This window comes from Micrococcaceae bacterium Sec5.7, assembly GCA_039636785.1.
GTDB lineage: Bacteria > Actinomycetota > Actinomycetes > Actinomycetales > Micrococcaceae > Arthrobacter.
Genome location: CP144169.1, coordinates 1,955,484 through 1,971,033, shown reverse-complemented (window position 1 = coordinate 1,971,033; position 15,550 = coordinate 1,955,484). Strand labels below are relative to the sequence as shown.

Below are 15,550 nucleotides of genomic sequence, written 5' to 3'. Positions count from 1 at the left end.
AGCGAGAAATACTCCACGCGCCGGTCATCCCACGCATTCCTGAATTGGTGCATGAAGAACGGCAACATGCCCGCCCTAACCATCCATTCCCGCCAGACAACGCCCAGGCTCCGATGGGCCAACACCACAGAATCAGCGCCATCCAGCGACTCCTCACCGAGGAGACCATCCCGCTGCACTCCAGAATCGCCGGCCTGTTGATCCTGCTCTACGCCCAACCGGCAACACGCATCGTCAGACTCACGATCAGCGACGTCATCAACGACGGGACCACCATCACAATCCTCTTGGGCGATCCGCCAACACCAGTACCCGCCCCACTGGCCCGGCTCCTGCAGAACTACATGGCAAACCGCCTCAACCTGGACAAGGCAACCAACCCCGAATCCCAGTGGCTATTCCCAGGACAACGCGCCGGAGAACCCATTCACCCGGCCACTCTCCGGGCCTTCCTGCAAAAACTCGGCATCCCGCCCCAACGCGGACGAACCTCAGCAATACGACACCTGGTACTCCAGACCCCGGCACCCGTTCTCGCCCAGGCACTCGGCTACCACCACACCAGCACCACCAGGATCGCCGCCGAAGCCGGATCGCCCTGGGCCGGCTACGCACCAGGCAACCACGACTAATCAACCGCTGTCCACCTCGCGACGGTGCCGGAAGGCCAGCGGCAACTTCCACGGTGCCCCGGGAGAAGGGCCGTGATAGGACACCATTTTCAAACCGGCCTGAGATCACTCTCATGACCCTGCCATACCCGTTCCGCTGTTCGTGTGGCTAGCAGAATTTGACCGGCTGCCCTCCCTGCCCTCGCGCTGAGGGGTCTACAACGCAATATGGATTCAATGTAAAGGTGCCTTCTGGGCGACAGTTCGAATCCTGTGTTTTCGGATGATCACCTCAAAGGGCAGGCGATGTTGGGCATTCTTCAGCTTCCGCCGTCACCCTTGACGCGGGCTGTTGCCTGTGTCACAGTTCATTTCAGGGAATATGCAAGTCACTTATGTTGTATTGAGCGTCGTCGATGATCCGGAAGAGGTAAAAGAGTTGGCTGCTGGGCAGAGGGATTCGCTTGATGCGGCGAAGGCCGGATCCATCACTGATGCGCGGTGCGTGGTAGCCCTGCGAGACGGTGGCCAATCGACCATTTCGGGTATCGCGGCGCAAACCGGTTTTTCTCGACCGACGGTTGAATCGGCTCTTGCCTCAATGTTGGCCCGGGGTCTCGTGACCGAGGCGACGGGAACTACGCCGGGGGGGCGAGGGGCAGGCAGACCTGCACGCCTCTACAGATTCAATGCCGCCGCGGGGTACGTCGTAGGCATCGATGTTGGCATCCACAGCGTGCGGGCCCTGCTGGCAAATATGGCCGGGGACATAATTGCCCGGGTTGAGGAAACCGTGGTGCCTGGGACCGTCGGCCAGGACCGGATGAAGAGCGTCAAAAGGGTCATCGGCCAATGTCTTTCCAAGGCCCGAGTACCCAAAGGAGACCTCCTGGCCCTTGGCGTTGCCGTGTCCGGGCTTGTTGGAGCCAATGGACGATTGGTGGTTTCCAGAAACTTCCCGGACTGGGAGGGGGCCGATATCGCCGGGCATTTGCGCGCTGAGTTCCAGTGCATCGTGGTCGTTGATAATGACATTCGTCTGGCAGCCTTTGCCGAGCACAAATTGGGGGCCGCTCAATTAGTCGATGATGTGGCGTACTTCTTTGTCGGACACAGGATGTCCGTGGGACTCATTATCGGAGGAAAGATTCGGCATGGACGCCACAACGCTGCGGGGGAAATTGGAGACATTGCTTTCTCCGGTTGGGCGAATGAAGCCGGCGAGCTGGCCTGGACTTCAGCCGCCACCGGTGAACAGGTCTTCAAACAGGCTTCAGAAGGCGATTCAGCGTCCCAGGCCGAAATTGCCCGCTTTGTGGAGGCGATTGCCCCGGGGGTTGCGACAGTGGTGATGGCCGTTGATCCCGACGTCGTCGTTATTGGCGGCGGTCTGTCCAGGGCCGGGGAGCTCCTGCTTCAGCCGCTGCGGAAGGCTGTTCAGAATCAGATCGTGGTTCCGGTCGTGCCCACCATTATTGGCTCGGATCTTGGCGCTGAGTCAGTGGTTCTTGGCGCCGCGGCGCAGGCCTTTGAACAAATATCAGCTGTCCTGTTTGGGGTAGAGGATATACCTGCTCCGGCTCTAAACCACCGGAGTCTGCCGCCCTGGCAGACCGTAGATGCGGCGCGCAAACCGGTGATGACCGCGATCGCGGCTACTGAATCGCCCAGAAACGATTCCTCCCCGCGCGGGGTGGCTCCGGTCTCCTAGGAGGCAGCGAACTCCTTCTCTAACAACCAGAGCCCGGCTCTTTTCACCGGCACAGTCCACCCGTAATGTACCACGCCGCTTCCAAGCAGGAACCGGCCACTCAAGGAGCAAACAAATGAGAAAACTGAAATATGGACTCGGTGCGGCTGCGGCTGCGTCCGTCTTGATGCTAACCGCCTGCGGCGGAGGGAGCACGGCCCCGGCACAATCGGGGCCGGCACCAACCGATCTGAAAGCCGACATCAGCTATGCATACTGGGACGTCAACCAGAAGCCGGCGATGGACAAGATCATCTCGCAGTTCAACCAGAAATACCCCAACATCAAGGTAACCGGCGAAATCACTCCCTGGGCTCAGTACTGGACAAAACTTCAGACCCAAGGCACCTCCAACACCCTCCCGGATGTTTTCTGGATGAACGGTCCGAACTTCCAGCTTTATGCCTCCAACGGACAACTCGCACCGGCTTCTTCCCTGACTGATTCGAAGCAGGTGGACCCGGCAAATTACCCGGACCCCTTGAACAAGCTTTACACCCTGGACGGCAAGCAGTACGGGGTCCCCAAGGACTTTGACACCATTGGGCTCTGGTACAACAAGGCCATATTCGCCGAAGCCGGCGTGGCAACACCGACTTCGAACTGGACCTGGGACGACTTCCACAAGGCGGCCAAATCCATCAGCGACAAGCTTAAGAGCAAGGGCGTTTACGGAGTTGCCACCAGCCTGTCCGGCGGGCAGGAAGGATATTACGATTCCATTCTCCAGGCCGGCGGCAATGTCATCTCCGCGGACGGCAAGAAGTCCGGCTACGACGACCCCAAGACGGTCAAGGGCCTTCAACTGTGGGCGGATCTGATCGCCGACGGCTCCTCTCCCACGTTGCAGCAGATGTCCGATACGCCGGCCAACAAATGGTTCGACAACGGTAAATCCGCGATGCAATGGACCGGCACCTGGCAGGTCTCGGAAATCAAGGCATCACCGGTGAGCGCTGACGTTTCAGTGGCACCGTTGCCCAGCGACTCACGGAAGGCCACCGTCATCCACGGGTTGGGTAATGTGGTCAGCGCAAAATCCAAGAACCTGCAGGCAGCTCAGGCTTTCCAGGCCTTCCTCGGAACCAAAGACGCCGCGCTGACTCAGGCCGCCATGGGAGCCGCGAACCCGGCTTTCAACGGAACGCAGCAGGCATTCGTGGATTCCGTTCCGGGCTTCAATATTCAGGTCTTCGAGGACGCCGCGACCCAGTACGCGTTCCCGTTCCCCGTGTCGAAAAACACGGCGGCGTGGAACCAGTTGGAAACTGAACTTTTGCCGGATGCGTTCTCGGGGAAGAAACCGGTCGCTGACGTAGCCAAGCAGCTGGCGGACCATATGAACGCGCTGCTGGCGAAGGAATAGTTCAGGCCATGTCAGTTAACAACGCAGCGAAGGTGGGTGCCCCGGGGCGGGCGCCCACCGGAGGGGCACGTCAGAAGTCGCGCGCCATCCGCGCCACTGATGGCTGGTGGCCTGTTCTCTTCGTCCTCCCGATCTTCGCGGGTGTAGCCGTTTTTTACCTCTACCCCATCGTGGAAACGGCATACCTGAGTTTCACGACCTCCGGGGCCTTTGGCGGCTCGACATTTACCGGGATGGAAAATTACGGGACGCTGGCTTCCGACCCCCAGATAGGCCGTTCGCTTCTCAACACCTTGCTCTATACGGCGATCGTCCTATGCGGGGTGCCAATCGCCGTCGGTCTGGCGAGTCTGATCAACCGTCCAGGACTGCGCTTCGCCAAGATTTACCGGATGACGTTTTTCCTGCCGTATGTGGCGATGCCGGTTGCCATCTCGATGGTATGGCGCATCATTTACAACGGTGATTTCGGTGTCCTGAACTTTGCGTTATCACTTTTCGGGGTGCAGGGGCCCCACTGGATATCTACCGACTGGCTGGCCTTAATCTCGGTCGCGGTACTGGGGCTGTGGATATCGCTCGGATTTAACATGATCATCTTGTCGGCTGGGTTGAAGGGGATCCCCGTCGAACTTTACGAGGCAGCATCCATCGATGGAGCCAGCCGCTTCCGCCAATTCCGCCAGATCACTGTTCCCTTGCTGACGCCGTCCATATTCTTCGTCACTGTCATCACTGTCATTGGCGGCTTCCAGCTCTTCGACCTTCTGTACGTCCTCCTGGGGACCGGGAACCCGGCCCTGGTCAACTCCCAATCACTCGTCTACTTCTTTTTCAACGAGACCTTTGTTAAAAACGACAAGGGCTACGGGGCGGCTGTCGCCATAGTCATACTGGTTCTCGTCTCCATCGCTACTGCCATCCAGTTCCGCTTTCAACGACGTTGGGTCAACTATGTCTAGTCCTCGTACGCAACAGATCGGAATGTCCGGGACGACTGCCAGAGCTTCGCACCGGCGGAAATACGGCTCCAACGTCGTTGCCCACATCATTCTGACAGCGGGAAGCATCATCATGATCTTCCCCTTCCTGTGGCAGATCATCATGTCGCTTTCAACAAATTCGCAGGTCATATCGGTGCCGCCGACATTTTGGCCCGGCCAGCTCCAGTGGCACAATTTTGCGGACGTCTTTACCGCAATGCCGTTCATGAGCCAGTTCTGGGTATCGGTGACCATAACCATCATCCGCACCGTCGGCCAGCTGGCGCTGTGCTCGCTGGCAGGGTATGCGTTCGCACGCATGAGATTTCCCCTTAAAGGGCTGATTTTCGGGATCATCCTGGCAATCCTGATGGTGCCGTCCCAGGTCTATCTGATTCCCCAATACCAGATCATCCAGGGCCTCGGTTGGCTCAACACCACAGCCGGAATTGTGGCACCGGGAATATTCAGCGCCTTCGGGACATTCATGATGCGGCAGTTCTTCCTGGGCCTACCCGATGAACTGGAGGAAGCGGCCCGCCTCGATGGATGCAACCCCCTCCAGACCTTTTGGAAGATCATGCTCCCGCTGGCGAAGCCGGGCCTGTCAGCCTTGGCGATCATTACCGTGCTGTGGTCCTGGAATGACCTCCTGTGGCCGCTTGTCGTGTCAACGTATGCCGAGAGCATGCCGCTTTCAGTAGGACTTGCAACCCTGCAAGGCCAGAACTCGACGAACTACCCCGTGCTGATGGCAGCCAGCCTCTTGGCCAGCGCACCGATCTTGATCCTGTTTCTCGTGATGCAGCGCCGAGTCATCGACGGCATCGCCTTTTCCGGCATGAAATAAAGGAAATACCAATGAAGTCACTCAAAGTCGGTCTCCTGGGAGCCGGCGGCATCTCTCCCGTGCACGTCAACGGCTGGAAAGCCCTTGGCGCCCAAATCAGCGTCTATGCCGTCGCCGGCGCCCCCGCGCTGGCCGAAGAGCACGGGCTCCAGCCCTGTGAAACACCCGAGGAACTGATCCACAACGCCGAGATCGTCTGTATCCTGACACCGAGCAAATACCACCGCGAATTGGCCCTAGCCGCCATCGAGGCAGGCAAGCACGTCGTTTGTGAAAAACCACTCGGCGTCACCACCGAAGACTCGCTGGCAATAGCAGCCGCAGCCGCGGCTGCCAACATACAGGTCTATCCTGCGCACGTCGTTCGATTCTTCCCCGACTATGCACGGCTCAAATCGGAAGTGGAATCCGGACGCATCGGTACACCGGCAATCCTGCGGTTCAGCCGGTCCGGAGCAGCCCCATCGCCTGGTTCCTGGTTCTTCTCGGAACCGGACGGCGGGGGCATCATTCTGGACCAGATGATCCATGACCTGGACCAGGCACGATGGATTGCAGGAGACGTCGTACAGGTTTATGCCGTCCAGAACCCCCCGACCATAGAAGGCCAGGTGCCGGAAGCCGTTGCCGCTCAGGTTGTGCTCACCCATGCCAGTGGAGCCATCAGCTACATTCAGGGGGCATGGGGCCCGCGCACCATGCCCTTTCTGACCAGTTTTGAGGTCGCAGGAAGCACCGGAGTGCTCCGCTATGACTCGCGTAACGATTCCACGCTGGTGATGGATCAGGGTGCGGCACCCGAGGGGGCTTCGTATCTTCCCCCCGAGAGCCAGGCTGAAAGCCCGTATACAACGCAGATCCGCGAGTTTGCCACCGCGTTCAGCGGCGGCCCTCCCCCCAGAGTCTCAGCCGCGGACGGGGTCCTCGCCGTTGCCCTTGCCGAGGCCGCCCAGGAATCAGTCCGATCAGGCACCGCCGTCGATTTCGATTCCGCCGCCATCCTTGCACCCCTGATGAGGAGCCATGCCGTATGAATAATGCCCCAATCCCCGGGATCAACCGAAAGATTCGCGTGGCGCTGTTGTCCTTTGCGCACACACATGCAGAAACCTACGCCAAACTGCTTTCAGAACGGCGCGATGTCGAGGTGATTGCTGCCGATCCTGAAGGCAGCGAGGCAAACGATAAGGGGCCCCGCGGCGCTGAGCTGGCAGCCAGGCTCGGTCTCAGGTATGTGCACAGCTACGAGGAAGCCCTCGCCTGGTATCCCGACGTCGTCATTGTCACCGCCGAGAACTCCAGACATCGGGAACTGGTCGAAGCCGCAGCCATGGCGGGTGCACACATTCTGTGCGAAAAACCGTTGGCCACCACCCCGGAAGATGCGCGCGCCATGGTACGGGCTGCCCAGGAAGCGAACGTTTTCCTGATGGCTGCCTATCCGGTGCGGTTCTCACCGGCATTTCTGAGCCTTCGGGACCGGATCCGGGCAGGCAAGCTCGGAAGAATCCTGGCCATCAGGGGGACCAACAACGGCAAGATCCCTCTGGACGATAGGGCCTGGTTCACCGACCCGAAGCTATCGGGGGGCGGCGCACTGGTGGACCATGTCGTGCACTGTGCGGATCTGATCGATGAACTGCTAGGGGACCGCGCAGTCCAGGTTCGCGCGGTGACCAACCGGATTCTTCACGAGGATGCAGGGGTTGGGGTGGAAACGGGCGGATTGGTCACGGTGATTTATCCGGATGGGGTGATTGCCAGCATCGACTGTTCCTGGAGCTGCCCGGCATCATCACCGACCTGGGGCGGGTTGACGCTGCAGGTTGTCGGTACCCTCGGGACCGCAACCATCGATCCGTTCTCCGGGCACGTGAGCGGACATGACAGGTCCGGTGCCGTGTGGGCACCCATCGGCGACGATCCTAATGCAGCAATGCTCGATGAACTGCTGAGCGCCGCACGGGAAGCACGCATCCCACAACCCGACGGTGGCGTAGGCCTACGCACACTTGAAATTGTCAGTGCCGCCCAGGAATCAGCGCTAACCGGCCAACCTGTGAAACTCGCGTCGCACGAACGTCCCGGCCAGCCGATCGCCCATTGAGGTCAGGCATGTTCAACCAGGGAGTTCTCAGACATTCAAGTTGACACTGGGGGCCAGAAGGCTTGCGGCGGGGTCATAGAGACGTGGCCGCTGTTCTTGCACGTAGCGAAGGAAGAGAGTTATGGACCTCAGGATTGGCATCGTCGGTTTCGGTCAGCGGGCAAGCATATGGGAGCAGGCGCACAGGCCGGGCCGGGGATCGGAAGTGACGATTATCTACGACACCAGCGACCGGGGCCGGGCGGACGCGGCGGAAAAGATCCCGACGGCCCACATTGCCGGTGACCTGCAGGAGCTTCTGGATAGCGGGATCGATGCGGTCCTGGTACTCACCCCGGACAGCAAGCATGCCCTGGTAGCGGTGGAAACCCTGAAGGCGGGCATCCCCACCTTCTGTGAGAAGCCCCTCGAGGTGACGCTGCCCGCCGCAGACCTGATCCTGCAGACCGCCTACGAGACCGGGACCCGGCTCTACGTCGGCCATAACATGCGCCACATGCCCGTGGTCGTGCAGATGCGCCAGCTGATTGAGGAGGGCACCATCGGGGAGGTCAAGGCTATCTGGTGCCGCCACTTCGTGGGCAACGGGGGTGACTACTACTTCAAGGACTGGCACTCCGAACGCAAAAACGTCACGTCCCTCCTGCTCCAGAAGGGTGCGCACGACATCGACGTCATCCACTGGCTGGCCAATGGCTACACCAAGCGGGTCTCCGCAGTCGGCGATCTGGCCGTCTACGGGGATGTCGCCAGCCGACGCGACAACACCGGGCGCCGGATGGAGGACTGGTTCAGCCTGGACAACTGGCCGCCTGCAGCGCAGACGGACCTGAGCCCGGTGATCGATGTGGAGGACATCTCGATGATGCAGATGGTCCTGGATAACGGGGTGCTGGCCTCATACCAGCAATGCCACTTCACCCCGGACTACTGGCGCAATTTCACGGTGATTGGCACTAAGGGCCGGATCGAAAACTTCGGCGACGGCCCGGGGGACTCCATCTACGTCTGGACCACCCGCACCGGCGGCGGTTTCCCGGCACCGGACCAGAAGATCGAAATCCTGGACGGCGACGGCGGCCACGGCGGTGCCGATTCCAAACTCATCGCTGAATTCCTGGACTTCGCCAAAAACGGCGGCATGACGCAAACCAACCCAGTCGCGGCGCGCCAGGCCGTCGCCGCAGGCCTCCTCGCCGCCGAATCGCTGCGCAGCGACGGCTCGGCCAGGGAGGTCCCCGCCCTGCCGGCCCAGTGGGTGGAGTACTTCAACACCGGTCAGCCGGCAGGCATCCACGGCGGGCCATGACGCTCCGGCCAGCCGAACTTACCGGGCGCGAGGGCAGCGCCGTAGGGGCATTGGAACTTTCCGATGGCCGCGTTCTTCTGCTCGGCGCCCGGGTGGGCAGCCCGAGAGTCAGCGCCGATGCCGCCACATTCAGGGACGGACCGACGGCGACGGCAATGGCTGGTTCATCGGCATCGGGGAGGAAGCAGAAGTCTCCGCACACTATGCATCGCTGCCTGCCGCCAGACTCGGCCGGCCGGCCAACACCGCCGGCGCGGTTTGGTGCAGCTGGTATTCGTTGATCGAAGACATTGGCGAACAGCGCATGACCCGGACCGTGGACGAACTCCGAGGTTTCCCGTTCGTGGTCCAGATGGATGACGGATGGGAGCAGATCGTCGGAGACTGGGTGGAGAATGAGGGGTTCCCCTCCGGGCTGCATGCCTTCGCCCGGACGATCCGCGGGGCAGGCTTCACGCCCGGGCTGTGGCTCGCACCCCTGATTTGTCTGCCCGGCTCGACTCTGGTGCGTGATCACCCCGACTGGCTGGTCCGCGGCACCGGTAGTTCCCCTCTGATTGCCGGCTACAACTGGGATTCCCACTACTACGTTCTGGACACCACACAGCATGGCGTGCGTGAGCACCTGCGCGGAGTATTCACAAACGTTGTCAGCGACGGATTCCGATATCTCAAACTTGACTTCATGTACGCAGGGGCACTCCCGGGCATGCGCTCAACGGCGACACCGCGCGAACGGGTATACCGCGAAGCCATCGAGTTCATTCGTGAGGTCATCGGGCCGGAGGTGTATCTGCTTGGCTGCGGTGTGCCCATGGTTCCGTCCGTCGGAATTTTCGGCGTCCGCGTAGGCCCGGATACCGCCTCCATATTGGTGCGGGACGGTTCCATCGCCTATCCAAGCTGCGCCGGTGCGGCAAAACACCCGACGAATACAGACCACTTGAACAACGGCCATTACCAGTATCAAGCCCCCAACCCCGTTGAGGTGGCAGCTCGCGCCCATGTTTTCGAAAGACATGGGCGCGAGCTGCCACCTCAACCTGTTGGCTGGGTACCGGCCGGGGCCACATCGAAGTGCGCCACCACCGTGCGCCGGGACTGCCCGCCGTCGTCGTAATCAACCGTGGAGACCCGGACGCCGTACAGTGCGGACAGCTCCCGGGCCGTGAGCAGCTGGGCCGCCGTGCCCGCCTGGACGCGGTCCCGGCCAATCAGCACCACCGAATCTGCCAGATACAGGGCGTGGTCCGGGTGATGCGTGCTGAGCAGCATGGACAAGCCATCCGCCAGCAGCTCACGCAACAGTGTCAGTACCCGGGCCTGGTTCTTCAGGTCCAACCCGGTGGCGGGCTCGTCCAGGACCAGGATGGGGCAGCCCGCGGCGATGGCCCGGGCAATCAGCACCAGTTGCTGCTCGCCGCCGCTGAGTGTGGGGAAGAGCCGGTCGGCCAGCGCGCCGATGCCAACCCGTTCCATCGCCCGGGCCGCCGTCGCGGTGTCCGAGGGACCCGGCGAGCGGAAAACTCCTACCTTCCGGGCACGCCCCATCAGGACCATGTCCAACGCCCGGTACGCGAATGCGCTGCCGTGCGCCTGCGGCACGTATCCCACGGTGTCCAGCCGGTGCACCTGGCCCTCCTGCGGCTTGAGCAGGCCGGCGGCACAGCGGACCAGCGTCGTCTTTCCGGCGCCGTTGGGTCCAAGCACCGCAGTGGCGGTCCCGGCCGGAACCGTGAAACTCAGTCCGCGGAACACCCAGCTCTGGCGGGAGTAACCGAAGCCGGCGCCGGCCAGCTCAAGCACTGTCCCAGATCCTGTCCCGGTTGCGCCGCAGCAGCAGGAAGAAAACCGGGGCGCCGATCAGTGCGGTGAGGACTCCCAGCGGGATCTCCCCGGCCGTCGCTGTCCGGGCGATGGTGTCCACCGCAATGATGTACGCCCCGCCCATCAGGAAGGAGACCGGCAGCAGCACACGGTGGTCCGGTCCCACCCACATCCGGGCCAGGTGCGGAATCACCAGCCCCACCCAGCTGATCGCACCGCTGACCGCCACCGCACCGGCCACAATCAGGGCCACCGAGACCAGCACCACCCAGCGCAGCGTCCGTGGCCGCAGCCCCAACGCGGCCGCATCCTCGTCCCCGAGCGAGAGCACATTGATGCGCCAGCGCAGCGCCAGCAGTACAACCGTGCCCACCAGCACCGGTCCCGCAGCCACCAGCACCTGCGCGTAGGTCGCCGATGCCACACTGCCCAGCAGCCAGAAGACAATGGCGGGCAGTGTGGTGAAGGGGTCCGCAATGTAGGTCACCAGGGCAACCAGGGCCGAGAAAAAGGACCCGGTAACCACACCGCCCAGCACTATCATCAGCATGGGTGTGCCGCCCTTGCCCGAGGTGATCAGAACCAGCAGTCCCAGCGCGCCCAGGCCAAACAGGAACGAAGAACCGACCAGCAGCGCGGAGCCCACACCAAGCAGCAGGGCCAGCGCGCCTCCGAATGACGCTCCCGCGGAGACGCCGATGATGTCCGGGCTGACCAGCGGATTGCGGAAAATGGCCTGCAGCGCCGCCCCGCCGATCGCCAGCCCGCCGCCCACCAGCAGGGCCAGCAGCACCCGGGGGAGACGGACCAGCAGCACCACATTCTGTTCCGCACCGCTCACCGGCGACCTGCCGGGCACCAGGCGCGAGGCCAAGGTCTGCACCACATCCCAGAACGGAACGTTGTAGCGTCCCATCGCCAGCGCCAGTAAACCCACAACGACAAGGACGACGGCGGTCCCCGCCACCGCGCCCGCGGCGCGCCGGGCCGGCCTCCGGCCGGAGGGCTGACGCGGGCCGGAGGGCTGACGCCGGTTCAGGCGGCCAGAGGGTTCGCCCGATGCGGGCCTGCCGGGCGGATCCCCGCCGCTCGGCCACCCGGTGCGCGGCTCATGAAGCATCGAATTGCCCGTAGGCGGCCGACCGGCCGTTCACATCGGTCCAAAGGATCTTGTCAATCTGCGCCGGGCTGGGCTGGCGCGCGTAGAGGAAATCGTAGTAGCCGGCCACTTTGCTCCGCAGCTGGGATTTCTGCGGCTGGGGGAAGCTGATGTCCGAAAGCCAATGCCACATCAGCGGGGATTCCTGCCCGGGCGGATCCCACCGGTAGCCTCCCAGCGGCACCTTGTAGACCCGCCGCGCACGCACCGCGGCGATGGTCTGCCAGATGGGGTTGGAATAGATGTCATTGGGCATCGCGCCGTCGAAGTTGCCCAGCAGGATGACCTCCGGATCCCAGGCCAGCACCTGCTCCACGTCCACACCCACCATCCCGGAGCCCTTGACGCCCTGCTGGCCGGAGGCGGGATTGGTACCGCCCACCAGCTTGATGTAAAAGTCGTTATAGCTGTTGGTTCCCGCCACTTTCAAGCCGCCGGTGAAGCGGTTGAAATACAGGATGCGCGGGCCGGCCTGGGTGCGTCCGATGGCCGCCGACTGTACTTCCTTGAGCTCGGCATCGCTGCGGGCCTTGATCTGCGCGGCCCGGTCCGGTTTGCCGAGCATCGCGGCGAACAGCGCAATCCAGGCGTCAACATCCTGCTGCTTCCCGGTATTGTTCAGGCCAACAACCTTCAGCCCGGCGTTCTCCAGGGGAGCGGTGAGCTGGGAATCGCTCCACTGCACGACGACGTCCGGGTCCAGGGCCCGGACGCTTTCCACATTGGGGGTGAAATCCTGGGTCGCGATGTCATGCGGGATCTTCAGTGCCGCCGGATAGAGCTGGCCCATGATGCCGTCCCGCATCGCGATCCAGGACGCATTGTGCATTGCTGCGAGGTGGTCCGCGCCCTGGTCGACGGCCACCAGCAGGGATGCCGCGGGCATCGGTATGGTCACCACGCGGGTGACGGGCCCGCTGAACGTGATGGTTTTGCCTCGCTGGTCCTTCACACTGATCGGATCCGCGGCCGCCACCGTTGGCGGCTGGGTGCCGGCGGATGAACCGGGCTGGCCGCATCCGGACAGCAGGACCGCGCCACCGCCAAGAATGATGCCGCGCAACACCGAGCGCCGGACAATCTCACTGGGATCCAATGCCCACCTCCTGTACGAAGGAAACGATCGTCTTGCACGCCGGGCGTGCAGGCCTTCAGCATGCACCCGGGTATCAACGCTGTCAACGAAGCGGATGCTGGCCGGCTGGCGGTGGAACCGTACCGCGGGTCCGCCGGTGGATTCCTTGTGGGCCGCCGGGGGAGATGCTAGCGTCAGGTAACACCCTTAGGGAACGAGGCCAGAACATGGTTATCGATGGCGCCCAACTGTTTGTCCGTTATGCCTACCCGCCCAACTCCCGGGGCAGTTGCGGGCCGCCGGACAGTGACGCCTTGCTTCACTACGGACAATCCGGCGTGACCGACCCGGGCCTGCGCGAGCTGGCAAAAGGCTTCGCCGGTGCGTGGCCCTACCTGGAACTCATCGCCGCGGCCACGGGCATCCGCGATCCGCTGGACCACCGCGTCGTCGAGGCCTACTGGGTGGGCAATGCGCTGTTGGATACCATCGGCGTCACCAATGTTGGCAACTCCATGGAGGAGCGGTTCCGCGCCCGCACCGGACGGCAGTTTCCGCACCTGGTCGAGGGCGTGCTGGCCGGTGGCGTCCCGCACCACAGTTTCCACGTTTTTGAGGTCTACCCGTGGCTGGGACTGCTGCGGGATGACCGCCGCTACGCCACCGCACTGAACGTGCTGGACAAATGCCGCATCAGATGGGGCGACGTCCTGGCCATCACCGGAGACGAGGCGGTAGTGCGTTCCCGTCCGCTGTCGTGGGACGGCAGGGTACTCTCGCTCGGCGAGGCCCAGCTGGAAACGGCCAAATATGCAGTGGCAGGCTCCGGCTTCGTGGCCGGCCTGGCGGTGGGGGACGTGGTGTCCCTGCACTGGGACTGGGTGTGCGACCGCCTTACCCCGGGACAGCTGCACCAGCTCCAGCTCTTCACCAGCCGGCACCTGAGGATCGCCAACAGCGGGGTCGAACACCGCGGCACGGCAATCGCTCTGGAACGCTACATCTAGGAAGCGAATTTCAGGCGCATGACACTAGCTCGGCGGGTTTCTATCGGCCTTTTCGTGGTCGATTGCGGTGGCGTCCCGTCCCCCGGATTCACCGACTGGCTGTCGGCCGGGGGAGTTAGTGCTTCCGGTGTCCTGGCGCCCCGCTTCTTGCCCTCCTGCTTGATCACATCCTCTCCTCGCCTCGTGGTGCTCTCACCAACGCCTGGCGGAGGAGTGCCAGCGTCGTCGGGTGTGACATCCGAGCCTGGACTGACGGGTTCTGCGGCCGGCTTTTCGGTGTCGAAGGCACGGGCCGTTCCAGGCCGATCTTCTGCCCCCGTGCTGCGTTCATCGTAGGGCGGAACAGCACTGTTTCCAGTGTCGATCTCTCCACCTGGTTTCGGGTTGGGGCCGCGCTGATAATCGCCGCCTGCCCGGTCTACTTTGGGTTCGTCCGTTTCAGCCATGGCGTCCTCCTCATGCTGCGTCTTCATTGACCAGCCGGCGAAGTCCGCCGGACAGAGGTGTCGTCCTTCATGGATGGAGGACTGTTTCTGCCAATCGAAGTCCGGTCGCATCAGCCCGAACAGGGACGGGACGGGCCCGCTTTACCGGCGTTCACAATCCTTGAATCCCTCGTACGGCTTCTGAACCGAATTTCAGGTGCAGGACGTTAGGCGCCGTCGGCATCCATCGGCCGGCCCATCAGTTCCAGCCCCCTCATGGCCTTTTCCGCGCCGGCAGCATCTACGCGCTCCAGCGCGAATCCCATATGGATAATGACCCACATTCCCGGTTCGAGCGGTCCCTCGTCCAGCAATCCGATGTTGATGTTCCGCCGCACACCGGCCACATCCACCAAGGCCAGCTGATCGCCGTAGCCCTCAACCAGCTCCACCACCTGACCCGGAATTCCTAGGCACATCTTGAGTATCTCCTTAGCATCGTTCGTAGGCCGCTGGGATGTGCTCGTTCACCAGGGCAAGGACCTCGGCCATCGCGGCCGGTACGGCTGCCTCCACCGCGGCGGAGAGACCGATGCCCTCCTCGGTGTCCGCCGCAACGCAGCCGACCAGATACGTCAGCGGAAGCTCACCGCCCAACGCCTGCAACCGTCCCAGCACCACCACCGGGTCCATCCCGTGCGGATCCAGCGCACCGGCCGCCTCCGTCCGGCCCAGCGAACCGTGTACATCGTCCGCACCGATCCCCAGCACGCGGATGCTTCCGGGCTGACTGCCGGCGCCGGAGTCCGACGGCGGGACCGCGTCCACCAGCACCAGCACGGCGACCCCGTCCAGCAGGTCGTAGGCCAGATGCATTCCCCGGATGCCGTAGTCCGTCACGCGGATACCGGGCCGTTGGCTGCTCGGGTCAGCCGCCAGACGCCGGGCCACCTCCGGCCCGAATCCGTCGTCGCGCAGGAAAATATTGCCCACACCGGCCACTAGGACGCGCGGCGGCAGGGCCGGGGGTGCGCCGCCCGAGGATTCCTGCGGACCGGGATGGTTGCTCACATCCGGCTAA

General features: G+C 62.9%; 16 protein-coding genes. 10 read left to right on the top strand and 6 right to left on the bottom strand.

What is annotated here, in order from left to right; genetic code table 11:
- The first annotated feature begins 113 nt into the window (after positions 1-113).
- The 9 genes from V3C33_09350 (at position 114) to V3C33_09310 (ending at position 10,096) form a co-directional block, all read left to right on the top strand.
- A complete protein-coding gene (locus tag V3C33_09350; GenBank protein ID XAS69432.1) occupies positions 114-632 on the top strand; it encodes a hypothetical protein in 519 nt (172 codons plus the stop codon).
- Between the two features lie 598 nt (positions 633-1,230).
- Positions 1,231-2,322 carry an ROK family protein gene (locus V3C33_09345; protein XAS69431.1) on the top strand — a complete coding sequence of 364 codons (1,092 nt, stop codon included), beginning with the start codon at positions 1,231-1,233 and terminating at the stop codon, positions 2,320-2,322.
- Positions 2,323-2,437: 115 nt separating this feature from the next.
- The gene (locus V3C33_09340; GenBank protein ID XAS69430.1) at positions 2,438-3,727 is read left to right on the top strand and encodes a sugar ABC transporter substrate-binding protein; all 1,290 of its coding nucleotides are present in this window, start codon (positions 2,438-2,440) and stop codon (positions 3,725-3,727) included.
- 8 nt (positions 3,728-3,735) lie between these two features.
- Positions 3,736-4,689 (top strand): sugar ABC transporter permease, encoded by a 954-nt coding sequence (locus V3C33_09335; protein XAS69429.1) that lies wholly within the window; start codon positions 3,736-3,738, stop codon positions 4,687-4,689.
- Positions 4,690-4,801: 112 nt separating this feature from the next.
- Positions 4,802-5,560, top strand: coding sequence for a carbohydrate ABC transporter permease (locus tag V3C33_09330; GenBank protein ID XAS69428.1), 759 nt, complete (start codon positions 4,802-4,804; stop codon positions 5,558-5,560).
- 11 nt (positions 5,561-5,571) lie between these two features.
- Complete coding sequence (locus V3C33_09325; protein XAS69427.1) at positions 5,572-6,594, top strand: Gfo/Idh/MocA family oxidoreductase; 1,023 nt, start codon at positions 5,572-5,574, stop codon at positions 6,592-6,594.
- Positions 6,591-7,667, top strand: a complete 1,077-nt coding sequence (locus V3C33_09320) for a Gfo/Idh/MocA family oxidoreductase (protein ID XAS69426.1) — start codon at positions 6,591-6,593, stop codon at positions 7,665-7,667. Before V3C33_09325 ends, V3C33_09320 begins: the two co-directional genes overlap by 4 nt.
- A 121-nt stretch (positions 7,668-7,788) precedes the next feature.
- On the top strand, positions 7,789-8,976 hold the full coding sequence (locus tag V3C33_09315) for a Gfo/Idh/MocA family oxidoreductase (protein ID XAS69425.1): 1,188 nt from the start codon (positions 7,789-7,791) through the stop codon (positions 8,974-8,976).
- 277 nt (positions 8,977-9,253) lie between these two features.
- On the top strand, positions 9,254-10,096 hold the full coding sequence (locus V3C33_09310; GenBank protein XAS69424.1) for a glycoside hydrolase family 36 protein: 843 nt from the start codon (positions 9,254-9,256) through the stop codon (positions 10,094-10,096).
- On the opposite strand, the gene V3C33_09305 is transcribed toward V3C33_09310, so the two are convergent.
- From V3C33_09305 to V3C33_09295, 3 genes are all read right to left on the bottom strand, one after another.
- Positions 10,015-10,782: an ABC transporter ATP-binding protein gene (locus tag V3C33_09305; protein ID XAS69423.1), complete on the bottom strand. Its 768-nt coding sequence runs from the start codon at positions 10,780-10,782 to the stop codon at positions 10,015-10,017. The two genes, V3C33_09310 and V3C33_09305, sit on opposite strands and share 82 nt — an antisense overlap.
- Entirely contained in the window at positions 10,775-11,740 is a 966-nt protein-coding gene (locus V3C33_09300; GenBank protein XAS69702.1) for an iron ABC transporter permease, read from the bottom strand. The genes V3C33_09305 and V3C33_09300 overlap by 8 nt, the downstream gene beginning before the upstream one ends.
- Before the next feature lie 172 nt (positions 11,741-11,912).
- Positions 11,913-13,058 carry an ABC transporter substrate-binding protein gene (locus tag V3C33_09295; GenBank protein XAS69422.1) on the bottom strand — a complete coding sequence of 382 codons (1,146 nt, stop codon included), beginning with the start codon at positions 13,056-13,058 and terminating at the stop codon, positions 11,913-11,915.
- 206 nt (positions 13,059-13,264) lie between these two features.
- Between V3C33_09295 and V3C33_09290 the strand changes: the two genes are divergently transcribed.
- Complete coding sequence (locus V3C33_09290) at positions 13,265-14,044, top strand: DUF6390 family protein (GenBank protein XAS69421.1); 780 nt, start codon at positions 13,265-13,267, stop codon at positions 14,042-14,044.
- On the opposite strand, the gene V3C33_09285 is transcribed toward V3C33_09290, so the two are convergent.
- The 3 genes from V3C33_09285 to V3C33_09275 all read right to left on the bottom strand — a co-directional run bounded on the left by V3C33_09285 (position 14,041) and on the right by V3C33_09275 (position 15,540).
- Positions 14,041-14,490, bottom strand: coding sequence for a hypothetical protein (locus tag V3C33_09285; protein XAS69420.1), 450 nt, complete (start codon positions 14,488-14,490; stop codon positions 14,041-14,043). The two genes, V3C33_09290 and V3C33_09285, sit on opposite strands and share 4 nt — an antisense overlap.
- Positions 14,491-14,696: 206 nt before the next feature.
- Positions 14,697-14,948: a HypC/HybG/HupF family hydrogenase formation chaperone gene (locus tag V3C33_09280; GenBank protein XAS69419.1), complete on the bottom strand. Its 252-nt coding sequence runs from the start codon at positions 14,946-14,948 to the stop codon at positions 14,697-14,699.
- A gap of 13 nt (positions 14,949-14,961) precedes the next feature.
- Entirely contained in the window at positions 14,962-15,540 is a 579-nt protein-coding gene (locus V3C33_09275; protein ID XAS69418.1) for a hydrogenase maturation protease, read from the bottom strand.
- Positions 15,541-15,550: the final 10 nt, after the last annotated feature.

What these genes read in the sequence shown, in the direction of transcription:
- V3C33_09280 (XAS69419.1), bottom strand. Translation starts at nt 14,948, where the DNA reads ATGTGCCTAGGAATTCCGGGTCAGGTGGTGGAGCTGGTTGAGGGCTAC.
- V3C33_09290 (XAS69421.1), top strand. Translation starts at nt 13,265, where the DNA reads ATGGTTATCGATGGCGCCCAACTGTTTGTCCGTTATGCCTACCCGCCC.
- V3C33_09315 (XAS69425.1), top strand. Translation starts at nt 7,789, where the DNA reads ATGGACCTCAGGATTGGCATCGTCGGTTTCGGTCAGCGGGCAAGCATA.
- V3C33_09340 (XAS69430.1), top strand. Translation starts at nt 2,438, where the DNA reads ATGAGAAAACTGAAATATGGACTCGGTGCGGCTGCGGCTGCGTCCGTC.
- V3C33_09350 (XAS69432.1), top strand. Translation starts at nt 114, where the DNA reads ATGGGCCAACACCACAGAATCAGCGCCATCCAGCGACTCCTCACCGAG.
- V3C33_09320 (XAS69426.1), top strand. Translation starts at nt 6,591, where the DNA reads ATGAATAATGCCCCAATCCCCGGGATCAACCGAAAGATTCGCGTGGCG.
- V3C33_09325 (XAS69427.1), top strand. Translation starts at nt 5,572, where the DNA reads ATGAAGTCACTCAAAGTCGGTCTCCTGGGAGCCGGCGGCATCTCTCCC.
- V3C33_09335 (XAS69429.1), top strand. Translation starts at nt 3,736, where the DNA reads ATGTCAGTTAACAACGCAGCGAAGGTGGGTGCCCCGGGGCGGGCGCCC.
- V3C33_09285 (XAS69420.1), bottom strand. Translation starts at nt 14,490, where the DNA reads ATGGCTGAAACGGACGAACCCAAAGTAGACCGGGCAGGCGGCGATTAT.
- V3C33_09330 (XAS69428.1), top strand. Translation starts at nt 4,802, where the DNA reads ATGATCTTCCCCTTCCTGTGGCAGATCATCATGTCGCTTTCAACAAAT.